The organism is Microbacterium sp. C7(2022) (genome assembly GCF_028823665.1).
In the GTDB taxonomy this organism is placed as follows: Bacteria; Actinomycetota; Actinomycetes; order Actinomycetales; family Microbacteriaceae; genus Microbacterium.
In genome coordinates, this window is the sequence record NZ_JAPEHV010000005.1 from 102042 (window position 1) to 119551 (window position 17510).

Annotated in this window: 17 protein-coding genes; 15 read left to right on the forward strand and 2 right to left on the reverse strand. The window is 66.2% G+C overall.

Translation table 11 applies throughout. The features are described from left to right. The first annotated feature begins 4 nt into the window (after positions 1–4). Complete coding sequence (locus ON062_RS08805) at positions 5–1090, forward strand: glycosyltransferase (protein ID WP_274646767.1); 1086 nt, start codon at positions 5–7, stop codon at positions 1088–1090. 232 nt (positions 1091–1322) lie between these two features. Here the strand turns inward: ON062_RS08805 and ON062_RS08810 are convergent, their stop codons facing one another. Further along, a complete protein-coding gene (locus ON062_RS08810; RefSeq protein ID WP_274646768.1) occupies positions 1323–1691 on the reverse strand; it encodes a GntR family transcriptional regulator in 369 nt (122 codons plus the stop codon). 110 nt (positions 1692–1801) lie between these two features. Here ON062_RS08810 and murC point away from each other — a divergent pair, with 110 nt between their 5' ends. The 9 genes from murC (at position 1802) to ON062_RS08855 (ending at position 9284) form a co-directional block, all read left to right on the forward strand. Further along, positions 1802–3223 (forward strand): UDP-N-acetylmuramate--L-alanine ligase, encoded by a 1422-nt coding sequence (gene murC / locus ON062_RS08815; RefSeq protein WP_274646769.1) that lies wholly within the window; start codon positions 1802–1804, stop codon positions 3221–3223. A gap of 116 nt (positions 3224–3339) precedes the next feature. Next, positions 3340–4170 carry an FtsQ-type POTRA domain-containing protein gene (locus tag ON062_RS08820; protein WP_274646770.1) on the forward strand — a complete coding sequence of 277 codons (831 nt, stop codon included), beginning with the start codon at positions 3340–3342 and terminating at the stop codon, positions 4168–4170. A gap of 203 nt (positions 4171–4373) precedes the next feature. Continuing rightward, positions 4374–5522, forward strand: coding sequence for a cell division protein FtsZ (ftsZ, locus tag ON062_RS08825; protein ID WP_274646771.1), 1149 nt, complete (start codon positions 4374–4376; stop codon positions 5520–5522). A 1-nt stretch (position 5523) separates the two neighbouring features. Continuing rightward, entirely contained in the window at positions 5524–6210 is a 687-nt protein-coding gene (locus ON062_RS08830) for a YggS family pyridoxal phosphate-dependent enzyme (RefSeq protein WP_274646772.1), read from the forward strand. Between the two features lie 32 nt (positions 6211–6242). Beyond that, positions 6243–6707 (forward strand): cell division protein SepF, encoded by a 465-nt coding sequence (locus tag ON062_RS08835; RefSeq protein WP_274647046.1) that lies wholly within the window; start codon positions 6243–6245, stop codon positions 6705–6707. Between the two features lies 1 nt (position 6708). Continuing rightward, entirely contained in the window at positions 6709–7011 is a 303-nt protein-coding gene (locus ON062_RS08840) for a YggT family protein (protein WP_274646773.1), read from the forward strand. A gap of 133 nt (positions 7012–7144) precedes the next feature. Beyond that, on the forward strand, positions 7145–7747 hold the full coding sequence (locus ON062_RS08845; protein ID WP_274646774.1) for a DivIVA domain-containing protein: 603 nt from the start codon (positions 7145–7147) through the stop codon (positions 7745–7747). A gap of 9 nt (positions 7748–7756) precedes the next feature. Next, positions 7757–8362, forward strand: a complete 606-nt coding sequence (gene lspA / locus ON062_RS08850; RefSeq protein ID WP_274646775.1) for a signal peptidase II — start codon at positions 7757–7759, stop codon at positions 8360–8362. A 1-nt stretch (position 8363) separates the two neighbouring features. Further along, positions 8364–9284: an RluA family pseudouridine synthase gene (locus ON062_RS08855; RefSeq protein ID WP_274646776.1), complete on the forward strand. Its 921-nt coding sequence runs from the start codon at positions 8364–8366 to the stop codon at positions 9282–9284. 10 nt (positions 9285–9294) lie between these two features. On the opposite strand, the gene ON062_RS08860 is transcribed toward ON062_RS08855, so the two are convergent. Further along, the gene (locus ON062_RS08860) at positions 9295–9768 is read right to left on the reverse strand and encodes an NUDIX domain-containing protein (protein ID WP_274646777.1); all 474 of its coding nucleotides are present in this window, start codon (positions 9766–9768) and stop codon (positions 9295–9297) included. Positions 9769–9881: 113 nt separating this feature from the next. Here ON062_RS08860 and dnaE point away from each other — a divergent pair, with 113 nt between their 5' ends. The 5 genes from dnaE to ON062_RS08885 all read left to right on the forward strand — a co-directional run bounded on the left by dnaE (position 9882) and on the right by ON062_RS08885 (position 17504). Beyond that, on the forward strand, positions 9882–13400 hold the full coding sequence (dnaE, locus tag ON062_RS08865; RefSeq protein ID WP_274646778.1) for a DNA polymerase III subunit alpha: 3519 nt from the start codon (positions 9882–9884) through the stop codon (positions 13398–13400). 100 nt (positions 13401–13500) lie between these two features. Next, positions 13501–14631: a hypothetical protein gene (locus ON062_RS08870; protein ID WP_274646779.1), complete on the forward strand. Its 1131-nt coding sequence runs from the start codon at positions 13501–13503 to the stop codon at positions 14629–14631. Then, positions 14631–15932 (forward strand): histidinol dehydrogenase, encoded by a 1302-nt coding sequence (gene hisD, locus ON062_RS08875; protein WP_274646780.1) that lies wholly within the window; start codon positions 14631–14633, stop codon positions 15930–15932. The genes ON062_RS08870 and hisD overlap by 1 nt, the downstream gene beginning before the upstream one ends. Before the next feature lie 12 nt (positions 15933–15944). Then, positions 15945–16433 (forward strand): transcriptional regulator NrdR, encoded by a 489-nt coding sequence (gene nrdR, locus ON062_RS08880; RefSeq protein WP_274646781.1) that lies wholly within the window; start codon positions 15945–15947, stop codon positions 16431–16433. A 42-nt stretch (positions 16434–16475) separates the two neighbouring features. Continuing rightward, positions 16476–17504, forward strand: a complete 1029-nt coding sequence (locus tag ON062_RS08885; protein ID WP_274646782.1) for a quinone-dependent dihydroorotate dehydrogenase — start codon at positions 16476–16478, stop codon at positions 17502–17504. Positions 17505–17510 lie beyond the last annotated feature (6 nt).

The window sequence follows — 17510 nt, forward strand, 5'->3', positions numbered from 1 at the left end:
CCGGGTGACGACCTACCTCCTCGCCGGCGGCGGTACTGCGGGGCATGTGAACCCGTTGCTCGCCGTGGCTGATGTTCTGCGCGATCGCGAGCCCGACGCCACGATCCTCGTCTTGGGTACCCGCGAGGGTCTCGAGGCCCGTCTCGTGCCCGAGCGCGGGTACGAGCTGCTGTTCATCGACAAGCTGCCGTTTCCTCGGCGGCCAGACAAGGCGGCGATCGCCTTCCCGGGCAAGTTCCGGCGGGCTGTCGCGCAGGTGCGGGAGTACGTCGCAGAGCGCGGCGTCGACGTGATCGTCGGCTTCGGTGGCTATGCCTCGGCGCCAGCGTACGTCGCCGCCCGGAAGACCAAGACCCCGGTGATCATCCACGAAGCGAACGCCAAGCCGGGCCTTGCCAACGTTCTCGGTGCCCGGTGGGCGGCCGGGGTGGGTGTCGCGTTCGAGGGCACGCCCATCACAGGCGGACGATTCGTCGGCATGCCGCTGCGGCGCGAGGTTGTCGACCTCGATCGCGCTGCGGCACGCGCCGAGGCCGCGGAGTATTTCGGGTTGGATGCCGCCCTCCCGACCCTCCTTGTCTTCGGCGGCTCGCTGGGGGCGCTGCGCCTGAACACCGCGTTCGGCGAAGGGCAGGACGGCGCGTGGCGTGACGTCATCGCCGCGGGTTGGCAGCTGCTCCACGTGACCGGTGAGCGTTCCGAGCTGCCCGATCCTGGCGCGCCGGGCTACGTCGTGAGGCGCTACGTCGATCGCATGGATCTGGCGTTCGCGATCGCCGACGTCATCGTTTCGCGCGCCGGCGCCGCCACCGTGAGCGAGATCTCTGCACTCGAGATCCCGACGGTGTACGTGCCGTACGCGGTCGGTAACGGCGAACAGGCGCTCAATGCGGCATCGGCAGTCCAGGCGGGTGCGGCGGTGCTCATCGCCGATGCGGACTTCACGGGCGACCGAGTGCGCTCGGAAGTACTCCCGTTGCTGGCAGACCGCGAGCGGCAGCACCGCATGGCGGTCGCGGCATCCGCCGTCGGCACCCGCACCGGTGCCGAGAACGTCGTCGCCATGATCGACGAGGCGCTGTCGGCCTGACGCGCCGCCCCGCGGCGCGCTCCCGCGACGCGCGCGATGGTGAGACACAGTCCGTGCGCCGTGCGCGATGGTGAGACACAGTCCGTGCGCCGAGTCGGTGCGGCTGCCGCCGTGTTTCGGCGCACCGAGCGTGTTTCACGTCATGCTGGTTGCGGCGGGTTCCGGGCAGGGCGGGTGGGGCACGCACCACGGTCCGCCTCACCACGGGTGCGTGCGGGTTGGGTGGCGTGACTCAGGTGCGGGGCGCGGGGTCGCCCAGCGCGACGGCGACGAGCGCGAGCGCGTCCTCGGGCGACACGCGCAGCGTTTTCACGCGCTCCGCGTACTCCGCGGCGGCCCGCTCGGCCTCGCGCCGGGCAGGGTCGGCGGCGAAGGCCACGAAGGTTCCGCTGCGGCCTCGGGTCTCGATGATTCCGGATGCTTCGAGCTCGCGATACGTTCGCGCCACCGTCCCGGCGGCCACCCCGAGCTCCTCGGCGAGTCCCCGCACCGTCGGCAATCGCGCCCCCGGGGCGAGGGCCCCGGTAGCGATCGCGTCGACGATGCCCGACCGGAGTTGTTCGAACGGCGGCTCGGGTGCCTCGGGGTCGATTGTGTACATGGTGATGTCCTTCCCGCGCCGGTCGCTCCAGCCTCTCGCACCCGCCGTGCCTGCACCACACAGCGCGCCGACAGGATGGCATCCGATCATCGACCTAGGATTGACGGGTCATGATCAGACCCGACCTCACTCTCCCCATCCCCGAGCACATCGAGGCCGCCCACTTCATCGGAATCGGCGGCTCTGGCATGTCGGGGCTCGCACGCATGTTCCTCGAGCGCGGCATCCGCGTCTCGGGATCTGACCGTGCCGACAGTACTTACATCCGGCAGCTCGAAGCCCTCGGGGCGACGGTGTACGTGGGGCATGACGCGAGCAACCTCGCAGATGACGTCGACACTGTCGTGCACACCGGGGCGATCTGGCCTGAGAACCCCGAGTTTCTCCTCGCCAAGGAGCGCGGGCTACCCGTGATCCATCGCTCTCAGGCACTGCACTGGCTCATCGGCGGGCAGAACCTTGTCGCGGTCGCCGGGGCACACGGTAAGACCACCTCGACCGGCATGATCGTCACCGGGCTTCAGGGCGTCGGGGTCGACCCGACGTTCGTCAACGGCGGCGTGATCGAGCAGCTCGGGGTGTCGAGCGGCAGCGGCACCGACGACGTCTTCGTCATCGAGGCGGATGAGTCCGACGGAACGTTCGTGTTGTACGACACGTCGATCGCACTCATCACCAACGTCGATCCCGATCACCTCGATCACTGGGGCACGCGGGAGAACTTCTACGCGGCATTCGCGGCGTTCGCCAACGCGGCCCGCGACGCCGTGGTGATTTCGGCCGACGATGCGGGTGCGCTGCGCGTTGCGCGCGAGATCACGCACCCGAACACCGTCTCGTTTGGTCAGTCGGCGGATGCCACCTTCCGCACGCACGACATCATCACGAGCGGCCCCGTGGCGTTCTCGGTGACGCACGGCGACCAGACGGTCGATGTGCAGTTGGCCGTCCCTGGCGCGCACAACGCGATCAACGCCACGGGTGCGATCGCCGTTTTGGTTACGCTCGGCCACGACCTCGCCGCGGCAGCCCGCGCGGTGTCGACGTTCGCAGGGACGGCGCGTCGGTTCGAGCTGCACGGCACCCGCCGCGGCGTCAGCGTCTACGACGACTACGCGCACCACCCGACCGAAGTGGCCGCGGCGCTGTCGGCTGCGCGGACCGTTGTGGGGGAAGGGCGGATCATCGCCCTTCACCAGCCGCACACCTACTCACGCACGCAGGAGATGTTCCAAGAGTTCGCCGACGTGCTCGAAGAACTCGCCGATCACACCGTGGTGCTCGACGTCTACGGCGCTCGAGAAGACCCGGTGGAAGGCGTCACCGGCGCGCTCGTCAGCGAGGCGTTCGCCGACCCCGACCGTGTGCACTTCGTCGCCGACTGGCAAGAGGCCGCCGACTACACGGCGTCGGTCGCTCGCGATGGTGACTTCGTGATCACGCTCGGCTGCGGGAACGTCAACCTGATCGTTCCGCAGGTGCTCGAATCGCTTTCGCTCACGGATGCCGCCACGGCGCCGTCCACGGAGTAGACCCGCGAATGCGTCGACCGTCCCCGTTGCCCCCGTCGTCATCGCCCCCGACGGGTGAGGAACGCGCAGCGGACAGGGCTACGGCCCCCGTCATCCCGATCACTGGGCCCGTTACAGTGCCCGGGGATGCCGCGCCCGCGGGCGCGGCCGACGAGACTGCGACGACGCGGCCGGGCGATGACGCGGTGCGCATGCGTGACGTGTGGAGCGCGTCTCGCGCACGCCGGAAGGCGCTGCGTGCAGAGGTCAGGCGGTTCACGGGGCGTCAGCGTCGTCGCCGCATGGTGTGGATCGGATCGGCCTCAGCGGTCGTGCTGCTGGTGCTCGCCACGCTCGGTGCGGCGTACAGTCCGCTCCTTGCGGTACGCGACATCACGGTCGTCGGTGCGGAACGCCTGGACGCCGAGGAGATCGAACAGGCCCTCGCAGGTGAAGTCGGTACGCCGCTGCCACTCGTCGATGAGAGCGCGGTGAAGTCTGCTCTCGTGAGCTTTCCGCTCATCGAGTCGTACACACTCGAAGCGCGCCCGCCCCACGAACTCGTGGTGAAGCTCGTCGAGCGCACCCCGGTCGGAGTGGTCGAGACCGCGGCTGGCTTCACGCTCGTCGATGCAGCGGGCGTGGCGCTCGCCACGACCGAAGAGCGCGAGGGGGACGAGCCCTTGGTGACGGCTTCCGGAGGCATCGGGTCGGATGCGTTCGCGGCGATCGGCCTGGTGATGCGCACGCTACCGGAGAGCATCCGCGCTCGGGTCACCGAGGTGTCTGCCACGTCACCGAACGATGTGACTCTCCGCTTCGGCGACACACGAACGGACGTCGTGTGGGGGAGCGCGGAGGATTCCGCGCTCAAAGCGCTGAACCTCGAGACGATCATGGAGTCCCGCGCCCCCGAAGACGTTTCGGTGTACGACGTGTCATCACCGACGGTCGTCGTCGTTCGCTGAGCATTGTCGGTCGCCCTTCCGGGCATCCGATTCTCAAATTCCTGAGGCGATGTCGCGACACGCCCACGCTGTTCCCGTCAGCGCGCCGTGCTCGACTTACCTTCAATTCAGGAATTGCATACCGAGCAATTCTTTAGACCTCTACTAGAGGTTGAAGGTTTACCCCAGGTCAGAAGGCATGGGGCAGCGCTACGGAGGCCGGCATGAGCCAGAACCAGAACTACCTCGCCGTCATCAAGGTGGTCGGTGTCGGCGGGGGCGGCGTGAATGCCGTCAACCGCATGATCGAGCTCGGCCTGCGCGGCGTGGAGTTCATCGCGATCAACACCGACGCCCAGGCGCTGCTCATGAGCGACGCCGACGTCAAACTCGATGTCGGGCGCGAACTCACGCGCGGCCTCGGTGCCGGGGCCGACCCCGAGGTGGGGCGCCGCGCTGCCGAGGACCACGCCGAAGAGATCGAAGAGGCCCTTCGCGGAGCCGACATGGTGTTCGTCACCGCGGGCGAGGGAGGCGGCACCGGAACCGGTGGTGCCCCCGTCGTCGCCAAGATCGCCAAGTCGATCGGTGCTCTCACCATCGGTGTGGTGACCAAGCCGTTCTCCTTCGAGGGCCGCCGCCGTCAGCAGCAGGCTGAGACGGGTGTGGCGCGCCTGAAGGAAGAGGTCGACACGCTCATCGTCGTGCCCAACGACCGGCTCCTGGAGATCAGCGATCGTGGCATCTCGATGATCGAGGCGTTCGCTACCGCTGACCAGGTACTGCTCGCCGGTGTGCAGGGCATCACCGACCTCATCACGACCCCCGGTCTCATCAACCTCGACTTCGCAGACGTCAAGTCGGTGATGCAGGGCGCAGGTTCGGCGCTCATGGGTATCGGCTCGGCGCGAGGCGCTGATCGCGCGATCAAGGCCGCTGAGCTCGCCGTCGAGTCGCCGCTGCTGGAAGCCTCGATCGAGGGTGCCCACGGCGTGCTGCTGTCGATCCAGGGTGGATCGAACCTCGGCATCTTCGAGATCAACGACGCCGCTCAACTCGTCAAGGAAGCCGCACACCCCGAGGCGAACATCATCTTCGGCACGGTCATCGACGACACGCTCGGCGACGAAGTGCGCGTGACGGTGATTGCGGCCGGCTTCGACGGCGGTGAGCCGCAGGCGCGCATCGAGCCGATCACGGCGGCGCGGGTGACGCCCGCGGTACCCGCGGTCAGCGCCGATGAGGAGGCATCGACTGACGTGCCCGAGCGTCCGGCAACGCCCGCCCCGGTGTCGGTGGGCGCCTCACTCGACTCTGGATACGACTCGTCCTTCGGAGACGACGACCTCGACATTCCCGATTTCTTGAAGTGACGTGACTGATCTCGACGTGCGATTGCGCGACATCGACGCGCGCATCGCCGAGGCGGCACGAGCGGCTGGTCGCGACCCGCAACAGATCACGCGCATCGTCGTCACGAAGTTTCATCCCGCCGAGCTCGTGCGAGAGTTGCACGGGCTCGGCGTGCGCGACGTCGGCGAGAATCGACAGCAGGAATTCAGCGCGAAGGCCGCCGAAATCGGCGCGCTCGAGGGCCTGCGTTGGCACTTCATCGGTCAGGCGCAGACCAACAAGGCCCGCGCGATTCGGGCCGCGGCCCACGCCGTGCACTCTCTCGATCGCGCACGTCTGGCGAATGCGCTGGACGCGGCCGCAGAGCCTGGCGCCCCGCTGCTGGATGTCTTCCTGCAGGTGAACCTGACCGAGGATCCGGGCCGCGGCGGAGTCGCCCCGTCCGAAGTGGAGGCCCTCGCCGAGCATGCCGCGGCATGCCAGACGCTGCGCGTCAGGGGGGTCATGGCTGTCGCTCCGCTCGACGAAGCGCCGGCTCGCGCCTTCGAACGTCTGCGGGCCGCGGGTGAGGCGGTGCGCACCGTGGTGCCAGACGCACACGGCATGTCAGCGGGGATGAGCTCGGACTTCGCCGATGCGATCGCGATGGGCGCGACACACCTGCGCATCGGCTCAGCAATCACGGGCCCGCGCCCAGAACACGGTTAACCTCAGAACAGATGAGCACTACGGAGGATGCGATGTCGAACCCGCTCAAGAAGACCATGGTCTACCTCGGACTCGCCGACGAAGAAGAGGCGTATGACGAGCCGCAGCAGCCGCAACCCGCGCGAAAGCCTGCGCCTGCCGCAGAGAAGGCGGCTGCGCCGGTGACGCCGCTGCACCGCCCGGCCGTGGTCCGTCAACCGGCGCCCAGTGCCGTCAGCGAGATTCTGACCGTGCACCCGAAGCAGTACCGCGACGCGCAGGTGATCGCCGAGAACTTCCGTGACGGCATCCCGGTCATCATCAACCTTTCGCAGATGAGCGATGCCGACGCGCGGCGTCTGATCGACTTCGCCAGTGGACTCTCGCTGGGTCTGTACGGTCGCATCGAACGAGTGACGAGCAAGGTCTTCCTGCTCTCGCCCGAGAATGTCGCCGTGTCGGGCGATGGCTCCGTCGTTCAGGCGGATGCCGACGCCGTGCCGTTTACTCAAAACTGACGTGGGACTCATCAACCTCATTGCATCAATCCTGAACACGCTGCTCCTGCTGTATGTGTTCGTTCTTCTGGCTCGGTTGATCCTCGAGTGGATTCCGGTGTTCAACCGGGAGTGGCGCCCCCGCGGTGCCGGACTCGTTGCTGCCGAGATCGTGTACACGATCACTGATCCGCCCATCAAGTTCTTCCGTCGGATTATCCCGCCGTTGCGCATCGGCGCAATCGCGATCGACTTCGGCTTCGCGCTGACGATGCTGCTGTGCTTCATCCTGCTCAGCGTCACGCGTGTGCTGGCAAATATCTGACAACACCCACGACCACGCGCAACTGCTTCGACACCGTCGCGACCCCGCGACTATGCTGGCCTGATGCGACCCCCGCCGGGGGACGTATCACCGACATCGGCCAGCGACCGGAGCGCTCGAAAGAGGAATCACCATGGCATTGACCCCCGATGACGTCGTCACGAAGCAGTTTCAGCACGTCCGTTTCAAGGAAGGATTCGACCCCGATGAGGTCGACGACTTCCTCGATGAGATCGTTGTCGAGTGGCGCAAGGCCCTCGCTGAGAACGAGCAGCTGAAGGCGAAGATCGCCGAACTCGAATCTGGCGCCGCACCGTCGACCGAGACCGCCGCGGCAACTGTCGCTGAGCCGGAGCCGACGCCCGCTCCGGCCGCAGCTCCGGCTCCCGCCGCGGCAGCACCCGAGGGTGCAGCCGCATCGGCAGGAATCATCGAGCTCGCACAGCGCCTTCACGACGAGCACGTCGCCGAGGGTGTCGCCCAGCGCGACAAGCTCATCAGTGAGGCGCAGACGCAGGCCGCCACCATCGTCTCCGAGGCTGAGACCCGCGGTCGCGAGGAGATGGAGAAGCTCGAGCGCGAGCGCGCGGGCCTCGAGTCCCGCATCACCGAGCTTCGCAACTTCGAGCGTGACTACCGCGCACAGCTGCGTGGCTACATCGAGGGCAAGTTGCGCGACCTCGAAACCACGGGCACGTCGTCTGGTTCGACTCCGGTGTCGGCCATCGGCCTCTAGGCCGGACCTTTGACGGTTCGTCCCCCCTTGCGACAGGCGGCGGCCGGCTCCATCATCGCGATCCTCGCGGTGCTGGTGCTGGCCGCCGACCAGTTCACCAAGTACCTTGCGCTCGAGAACCTTCCGTACGAGGAGTCGGTGCACGTCATCGGTGACTTCCTGATCTTCTACCTCACGAAGAACCCCGGCGCGGCGTTCTCGATGGGCGAGGAGGTCACCTGGATCTTCACCCTCGCGATGGCGGCGGTTGCCGTCGCGATCGTATGGCTGGCCGCAACGCGCGTTCGTTCGCGACTGTGGGTCGTCACTCTCGGGCTCCTGCTCGGCGGCGTCCTCGGAAACCTCACCGACCGCATCTTTCGGGAGCCAGGCTTCGCCGTCGGACACGTGATCGACTTCATCAACACACCCTGGATGATGCCCGCCATCTACAACGTCGCGGACATCTTCATCGTGACGATGATGATCTGCGTCGCCGCTCTCGTGCTGTTCGGGTTCCGTTTCGACGGTACGCGTGAGCCGAGCAAGGCAGAGCTCGATGCAGCGGCTCGTGCGGCATCCGATTCCACAGCCAACGACGCGTCGGACGCGTCGACGGACCCCACGAAGGGCTGACGTGGAATCTCGCTCTCTTCCGGTCCCGGACGGGCTTGATGGTGCGCGCGTCGACGCCGCCCTGGCGAAGATGCTCGGTTTCTCCCGCACCTTCGCCGCCGATGTCGCCGACGCCGGCGGCGTCGTGATGGATGGCCGGACGCTCGGCAAGTCCGACAAGCTGCGCGGAGGTTCATGGCTCGACGTCCAGTGGGCGCCGAAGGAAGACCCGCGGGTGATCCCGGTCGTTGTGCCCGAACTCGGCGTTGTGCACGACGACGAAGACATCGTGGTTGTTGACAAACCGTTCGGCGTGGCAGCACATCCTTCCCTCGGCTGGGAGGGGCCAACCGTCCTCGGTGCCCTGGCCGGCGCGGGATATCGGATCGCCACGACGGGTGCGGCCGAGCGACAGGGGATCGTGCACCGGTTGGACGTGGGGACGAGCGGACTTATGGTCGTTGCCAAGTCCGAGCGGGCGTACACGGCGCTCAAGCACGCCTTCAAGCAGCGCGAGGTCGACAAGATCTACCACGCCGTCGTGCAGGGGCATCCCGACCCGCTCGCCGGAACCATCGACGCACCGATTGGGCGGCACCCGAACCACTCGTGGAAGTTCGCCGTCACACCCGACGGGAAAGACTCGGTCACGCACTACGAGACGATCGAGGCGTTCCGCGGTGCGTCACTGCTCGAGATCCACCTCGAGACGGGGCGCACGCACCAGATCCGCGTGCACATGGCCGCGCATCGTCATCCGTGCGTGGGCGACCCGCTCTACGGTGCAGACCCGACGATCTCTGCGCGGCTCGGGCTCACCCGGCAGTGGCTGCACGCACACGAATTGTCGTTCAGCGACCCGGGGACGGGGGAATGGGTCACGTTCGAGTCGACCTATCCTGCCGATCTCGCCCACGCGTTGGAAGTCTTGCGCGGTGAGTGAACTCCGGCGGTCAGCGACCGCCTGAGAATGACGCCGGGTCGTCCTCCGCGATGGCCAGCGCGATCTTGCGCAGATGCGACTGTTCGACCTGGGCAAGCTCGCCGAGGCCGTACCAGCCCACCTCGGTCAGTTCGCCATCGGCCGGGTGCGGATCGCCGTCGACCCAGTCGCAGCGGAAGACCAGATCGATATAGTCGACCTGGTCGCCGTTGGCGTACGTCGTGCGCGGCAGTTGCTGCACGAGGGCCAGGCGCGTCGCCCGCACCTTGACTCCCGCTTCTTCGAGGCACTCGCGCACCGCAGTGTCGGCGGGCTCTTCGCCGGGCTCGACAATGCCGGCCACGCACTGCCAGGATCCGTTATCCGCGCGGCGACCGACCAGAATCTTCTCGTCCTTGAAGACGACCGCGGTGACACCGACGAGGGGCAGAGGGGCGTGCCCGATCTTTTCGCGCAGCGCCAGGACGAACTCGGGAGTAGCCATGACGTCAGCCTAACCGGGCGCCCACTCTCACCCTGAAGTCGAGGTTGAGCCGACCTCGTGAGACAACGGCGGTGCCCCGGGCCCCCGTCGGTACCCGACCGTAGACTCTTCGGGTGGCATCCGACTCTTTCGTACACCTGCACGTCCACAGCGAATATTCGATGCTCGACGGTGCCGCCAAGATCGGCGCAATGACACAGGCTGCCGCCGAATACGGCATGCCGGCCATTGCCGTCACCGACCATGGCAACACCTTCGCGGCGTTCGAGTTCTACAACGCGGCGAAGGCCGCAGGAGTCAAGCCGATCATCGGGTTGGAGGCGTACGTCACCCCCGGCACCCACCGCAGTGACAAGTCTCGCGTTGCGTGGGGTTCGCCCGAACAGAAGAGCGACGACGTGTCGGGCTCGGGCGCGTACACCCACATGACGATGTGGAGCCGCAGCACAGAAGGTATGCACAACCTGTTCCGGTTGAGCTCCCTGTCGAGCATGGAGGGCTACTACTTCAAGCCCCGTATGGACCGTGAGCTGCTGCAGACGTACGGCAAAGGACTGATCGCGACGACGGGATGCCCCTCGGGCGAGGTGCAAACGCGCCTGCGGTTGGGCCAGTACGACGCCGCAAGGGCAGCGGCGGCAGAGTTCCAGGACATCTTCGGCAAAGAGAACTACTTCGCCGAGATCATGGACCACGGTCTCTCCATCGAGCGCCGCGTCATGACCGACCTCTTGCGCCTGTCGAAGGAATTGTCCATTCCGCTGGTGGCCACCAACGACTCGCACTACACGCACCAGCACGAAGCCGATGCCCACGCGGCGCTGCTGTGCGTGCAGTCCGGGTCGACCATGGACGATCCGAACCGGTTCAAATTCGACGGCGACGGCTACTACATCAAGACGGCGCAAGAGATGCGTCAGATCTTCCGCGACCACCCCGAAGCGTGTGACAACACTCTGCTGATTGCCGAGCGCTGCGAGGTCGAGTTCAACACCGCGGCGAACTACATGCCGCGCTTTCCCGTCCCCGACGGGGAGACCGAGGACAGCTGGCTGGTCAAAGAGGTCGAGAAAGGGCTGCACTACCGTTACCCGGCGGGCATCCCCGACAAGGTGCGCAAACAAGCCGAGTACGAGACCGGCATCATCCTTCAGATGGGATTCCCCGGCTACTTCCTCGTGGTGGCGGACTTCATCAACTGGGCGAAGGACAACGGCATCCGGGTCGGTCCAGGACGTGGATCGGGTGCAGGTTCGATGGTCGCCTACGCGATGCGCATCACCGACCTCGACCCGCTCGAGCACGGCTTGATCTTCGAGCGATTCCTGAACCCTGACCGCGTGTCGATGCCCGACTTCGATGTCGACTTCGACGATCGTCGTCGCGGCGAAGTCATCGACTACGTGACCGACAAGTACGGCTCCGAGCGTGTTGCGCAGATCGTCACCTACGGAACGATCAAGTCGAAGCAGGCGCTCAAGGACGCGGGTCGGGTGCTGGGCTTCCCCTTCAGCATGGGGGAGAAGCTCACCAAGGCGATGCCGCCCGCCGTCATGGGAAAGGACATGCCCCTCAGCGGCATGTACGACAAGGAGCATCCGCGCTTCAAAGAGGCCAGCGAGTTCCGCGCACTGATCGACACCGACCCCGAAGCGAAGACCGTCTTCGACCGTGCGCTCGGCCTTGAAGGCCTGAAGCGGCAGTGGGGTGTGCACGCTGCCGGTGTGATCATGTCGAGCGAGCCGCTGCTGGACATCATCCCGATCATGCGCCGCGAGCAGGACGGCCAGATCGTCACGCAGTTCGACTACCCGTCGTGCGAGACGCTCGGCTTGATCAAGATGGACTTCCTGGGGCTCCGCAACCTCACGATCATCTCTGACGCGCTCGACAACATTCGCATGAACCGAGGCGAAGAACTCGACCTCGAGCATCTCGAACTCGACGACCGTGCCGCCTACGAATTGCTCACGCGCGGCGACACGCTGGGGGTGTTCCAGCTCGATGGTGGGCCGATGCGCTCGCTGTTGCGCCTGCTCAAGCCCGACAACTTCGAAGATGTCTCCGCCGTCATCGCGCTGTACCGCCCAGGGCCGATGGGCGCGAACTCGCACATCAACTACGCCTTGCGAAAGAACGGGCAGCAAGAAGTCACGCCCATCCACCCTGAGCTCGAGGAGCCGCTGCGCGAGATTCTCGACATCAGCTACGGCCTGATCATCTACCAAGAGCAGGTCATGGCTATCGCCCAAAAGGTGGCCGGGTTCTCCCTCGGACAGGCAGATATTCTCCGCCGTGCCATGGGAAAGAAGAAGAAGTCCGAACTCGACAAGCAATACGAGGGCTTCGCCGGGGGGATGAAAGAGCGCGGGTTCGGGGACGACGCCATCAAGGCGCTGTGGGACATCCTCCTGCCCTTCTCGGACTACGCCTTCAACAAGGCGCACTCCGCCGCATACGGACTGGTGTCGTATTGGACGGCGTACCTGAAGGCGCACTACCCGGCCGAATACATGGCGGCACTTCTCACCAGTGTGGGCGACTCCAAAGACAAGATGGCTGTCTACCTCAACGAGTGTCGCCGCATGGGGATCAAGGTCTTGCCGCCGGACGTGGGGGAGTCGATCCGTTTCTTCGCCGCCGTCGGTGAAGACATCCGCTTCGGGCTCGGCGCGGTGCGCAACGTCGGCGCGAACGTTGTCGACGGGATCATCGCCGGACGTCAGGACGGCCCATACGGTGGCTTCCACGAGTTCCTGTCGAGGGTGCCGGCGCACGTGGCGAACAAGCGCACCATCGAGTCGCTGATCAAGGCCGGCGCTTTCGACTCGCTGGGCTCCACGCGACGCGCGCTGATGGAAATTCATGAGGATGCCACGGAGCAGGCCGTACTCGACAAGCGTCGCGAGGCCCACGGCGAGGTCGGGTTCGACTTCGATTCGCTGTGGGGCGATGACGAGCCCCAGCAGGCAGCGAAAGTGCCGGAGCGACCGGAATGGACGAAGAAGGACAAGCTCGCGTTCGAGCGCGAGATGCTGGGCTTGTACGTCTCGGATCACCCGTTGGCGGGCCTCGAAGTTCCGCTGGCCAAGCATGCCTCGACCAGCATCCACGATCTGCTGTCATCGGAAACCGTGGACGATGGAGACCAGGTGACGGTTGCCGGTCTCGTCACGAGCGTGCAGCACCGCGTGGCCAAGGCAAGCGGCAATCCCTACGGCATGATCACCGTCGAGGACTTCAACGGTGAGATCACGATCATGTTCATGGGCAAGACGTACACCGAGTTTTCGTCGCTCCTCATCGCCGACTCGATTCTCGTCGTGCGCGGTCGTGTCTCGCGCCGCGACGACGGGATGAACCTCCATGCGCAGTCGGCGTTCGCTCCTGATCTCGGGTCTCTCGATCCGTCAGGCCCGCTCACGTTGGTGGTCCCGGAACGTCGGGCGACCGAACAGTTGGTCGGCGATCTCGCGCAGGTGCTTCAACGGCATCGAGGCGACACCGAGGTATCGCTACGCCTGCATCAGGGCGGTCGCGCGAAGGTGTTCGAAGTGCCCATGCCGGTCGAAGTGAGCGCGGATTTGTTCGGAGAGCTGAAGGGCCTCCTCGGTCCGCAGTGTCTGGGCTGATCTCATCGCCATCTCATCTCACCCTCATCTGCACGACGCGCTGCCGCCGGTAGGATCGTGGGGACGTATGCCGCTCGCGAAGCGGCCGGAAGGAAGCACCGTGACGGACGACACGTTTACCCACACTCCCGATTCCCCCGACGCGCCGGTGTCTGAGACCACAACGGCCACCGCGGATCACGCGCCCCAGTACGGTGTGGGGCCCTTCTCGGTGCGGGAAGTCGCCCTGCTGGGCGTGTGGATCGTCGCATTCGTCGTCTCGTTCTTCTCGATCAGCGTCGTGCGCTTCGACTCGGTATGGACTTCGGGTATCTCGTGGATCCTCACCATCGGGGTGCCAACGGCCGCCGTGTTCCTCCTCGTGCTGCGTCGTCTGTCGCCGCAGGGAATCCGTCGTGTCGGATCGTTGGGAATCGATCAGTTCGCATCGGTGGCTTTCAGCGTCTCGAGCATCGTGTGGCTGCAGATGATCTGGGAGACCGTTGCGTTCGCGTCTCAGACGGGGCAATGGGTCCGCACGTGGGTCATCTGGGTGTCGTTCTTCCTCATGGTGGCAGGGGTATTCCTCACCGTGTTCGCCCCGTTCATCGCACCCTTCGATGAAGACTTCGCTGGCCGTGACGAAGTCCCCGCACACCGCAACGCACGCCCGATCCGCCCTGTGGTCGCGCGTCCCGTGAGCGCCCCGGCTCCTGTTGCTGAAGCGGACGAGTCTGCCGAAGATGATCGTCCTGCAGAGACGTACCCCGTCGCGAACGATGGCTTTGACCCCGCAGATCCGTACGCGTCTTCTGTCGCCGCCGCTCAGGCATCCGAGCCCGGCACCGCCGAAGATCGCAACGCCACCGGCGTCATCGACGTCGACGATGCAGAGGTGGACGCGGTGCCGGCCGACAACGCCGCAGACGCAGATGCGAGTGTGATCGAGAGCATCGAGGCCAGCGGCGAGAGCGCCGACGCGGGTGCCGTCACGGACGAGCCCGCCGAGGACGCAGAAGCAGCCGCGGAGTCTGACGACGAACCCGCGGCTGCGCCGGCGCGCGTGCAGGCCTTCTGGGCGCTCGTTCCCGAAGAGCGTGACGTGGTCGATGACCTCGGGTTGCCGCTGTTCCGCATCGGACCGACAGCGTGGGCTCTGGTCATTGAGGACCGTGGTGACAGTTTCGTGGTGCGCCACGAGGACGGCCGGACCGGCATTTTGCACGACGTCTCGGGTGTGACTCGCGGCTGATGTTGCGCGTCATCGATCTGCGAGGTCGCACCCTCGATCCTGCTGAGCTCCTTGCTGTCGTTCCCCGCGCCGTTGCCGCGCGGAGCGAAGCGGTGTCGACGGCGGCCGGGATCGTCGACGACGTCGCCCAGCGAGGCGAGGAGGCGCTGCGGGAGCAGGCGGAACGCTTCGACGGCGTCTCGGGGCACGCCATCCGCGTGCCCCATGCTCACCTCGATGAGGCTGTTGAGGCACTCACGCCTGCCGTGCGCGAGGCCCTCGAGCGGGCGATCAGCCGCGTGCGGCAGGCGTCTTCTGCACAGGTTCCTCCGCCTGTCACGACCCAGATCGGTCCCGGAGCGCGGGTCACCCAACGCTGGCAGCCCGTTCGTCGCGTGGGACTCTACGTACCCGGTGGTAAGGCGGTCTATCCATCGAGCGTCGTGATGAACGTGGTCCCGGCGCAAGTTGCGGGCGTCACCGAGATCGCCCTCGCATCGCCGCCGCAGAAGGAATTCGGTGGGCGCGTTCATCCTGTCATCCTGGGCGCGGCCCACCTTCTGGGAGTCACCGAGGTCTACGCGATGGGTGGGGCCGGCGCGATTGGTGCCTTCGCGCATGGCGCACCGTCGTTGGGACTTGCGCCGGTAGATGTCATCACCGGCCCCGGCAACAACTATGTCGCTGCGGCCAAGCGCGCCGTCGCGGGGCTGGTAGGCACCGACTCTGAGGCCGGTGCGACAGAGATCCTGATTGTTGCCGACGACGAAGCGGATCCGGTGCTGGTCGCGGCGGATCTGATCAGTCAGGCCGAACATGATGAGCAGGCGAGTGCTGTCCTGGTGACGACATCCGGCCGGCTCGCCGACGCCGTCCAGTCCGAGGTGGCGCAACGCGCCGTTCTCACCCGACACGCCGACCGCATCGCTGTCGCGTGTTCTGGTCCGCAGTCGGCGATCGTTCTCGTCGATGACATCGCGACAGCGACCGCCTTCAGCAACGCCTACGCGCCCGAGCACCTCGAACTTCACCTCGCCGATCCCCACCCAGAGGACTTCATCCACGCGGGTGCGGTCTTCGTGGGGCCGCACACCCCGGTGAGCCTCGGTGACTACCTTGCGGGAAGCAACCACGTCCTCCCGACGGGTGGACAAGCGCGTTACGCGGCCGGGCTTTCGGCATCCACCTTTCTGCGCCCTCAACAGGTGATCGAGTACGACCGCTCGGCCCTCGAACACGTGCACGCTGCGATCGTCGCGCTGGCGACGGCGGAAGACCTGCCTGCGCACGGTGAGGCCATCACGGCGCGTTTCGAGGCGTAGTCTGGCGTCCTTATGCATTGCCCTTTCTGTCGCCACTCGGACTCCCGCGTCATCGACTCTCGCACGAGCGATGACGGTCTCAGCATTCGCCGGCGCCGCCAGTGCCCGCAGTGCGGCGGGCGCTTCACCACGACTGAGACCGCGAGCCTCAACGTGATCAAGCGTTCTGGCGTGGTCGAGCCTTTTAGCCGCGAAAAGGTGATGGTGGGGGTGCGCAAGGCCTGCCAGGGTCGCCCGGTGACCGAGGCTGACCTGGCGGTGCTCGCTCAGACGGTGGAGGAATCGATTCGCCAGACCGGCACCTCGCAGTTGGACGCGAACGAGATCGGCCTGGCCATCCTGGGGCCGTTGCGCGAGCTCGACGAGGTTGCCTACCTGCGATTTGCGTCCGTCTACCAGGCATTCGACTCTCTCGAGGACTTCGAATCGGCCATCGGGCAACTTCGCAATGACCATTCGCATCGAGCGAAGACGAGCTCGGAGGGCCGCACGCTCGAGTGAACGGGCACGGTCGGGTCTTCGCGAGCGACTAGCCTGGAAGCGATGTATCCTCTCCTCTTCCGCACGGTTCTGTCGCGCATGGACCCCGAAACCGCGCACCACGCGGCCATGGCGGTCATTCGAGTCCTCGGCGTCCGTCCCTTCTCGTGGGCGGCGCGCGCACTGACGGCTCCCGCACCCGAGCTTCAGACGTCTGCGCTGGGGCTGCGCTTCGACTCGCCGTTCGGCGTCGCCGCCGGATTCGATAAGGACGTGAAGGGGGCGCGCGGCCTGCACGCCCTCGGGTTCGGGCACATCGAGGTCGGAACGGTCACCGCGATTCCGCAGCAGGGCAACCCACGGCCGAGGCTGTTCCGGCTGATCCCGGACCGCGCGGTGGTCAATCGCATGGGGTTCAACAACCTGGGCGCGGAGCAGGCCGCCGCTCGTCTGCGCAAGCTGCGTAAGGCGCCCAAGCGCGCTGTGCTCGGAGTCAACATCGGGAAGTCTCGTGTGGTGTCGGTTGAGGATGCCACGGCCGACTATGTACGGAGCGCGAACCTTCTGGCGCCGCTCGCTGACTACCTTGTCGTCAACGTGTCTTCGCCCAACACTCCCGGATTGCGCGGGCTGCAGGCCGTAGAGACCCTTCGCCCGTTGCTCTCGGCCGTTCGCGAAGCGGCCGGGACGACGCCGTTGCTGGTCAAGATCGCCCCGGACTTGCCCGATGATGAGGTCACCGCGATCGCGCAATTGGCCGTTGATCTGGGCCTCGCGGGCCTCATAGCCACCAATACGACGATTGCTCGCGACGGCTTGCGCACCGATGCCTCGGTCATCGAGGCTGCCGGCGCGGGCGGTTTGTCGGGAGCACCCCTCAGGGAACGCTCCCTCGAAGTGCTGCGCATCGTTCGTGCGGCCGTACCTGCAGAATTCTGCGTGATCTCGGTGGGTGGCGTCGATACGGCGGACGACGTCCGGGAGCGCCTCTCAGCGGGGGCGAACCTCGTGCAGGGGTACACGGCATTCCTGTACCGCGGCCCGCTGTGGGCCCATCAGATCAACCGCGGATTGGCGCGGAGCGCCGAATAATCCGCG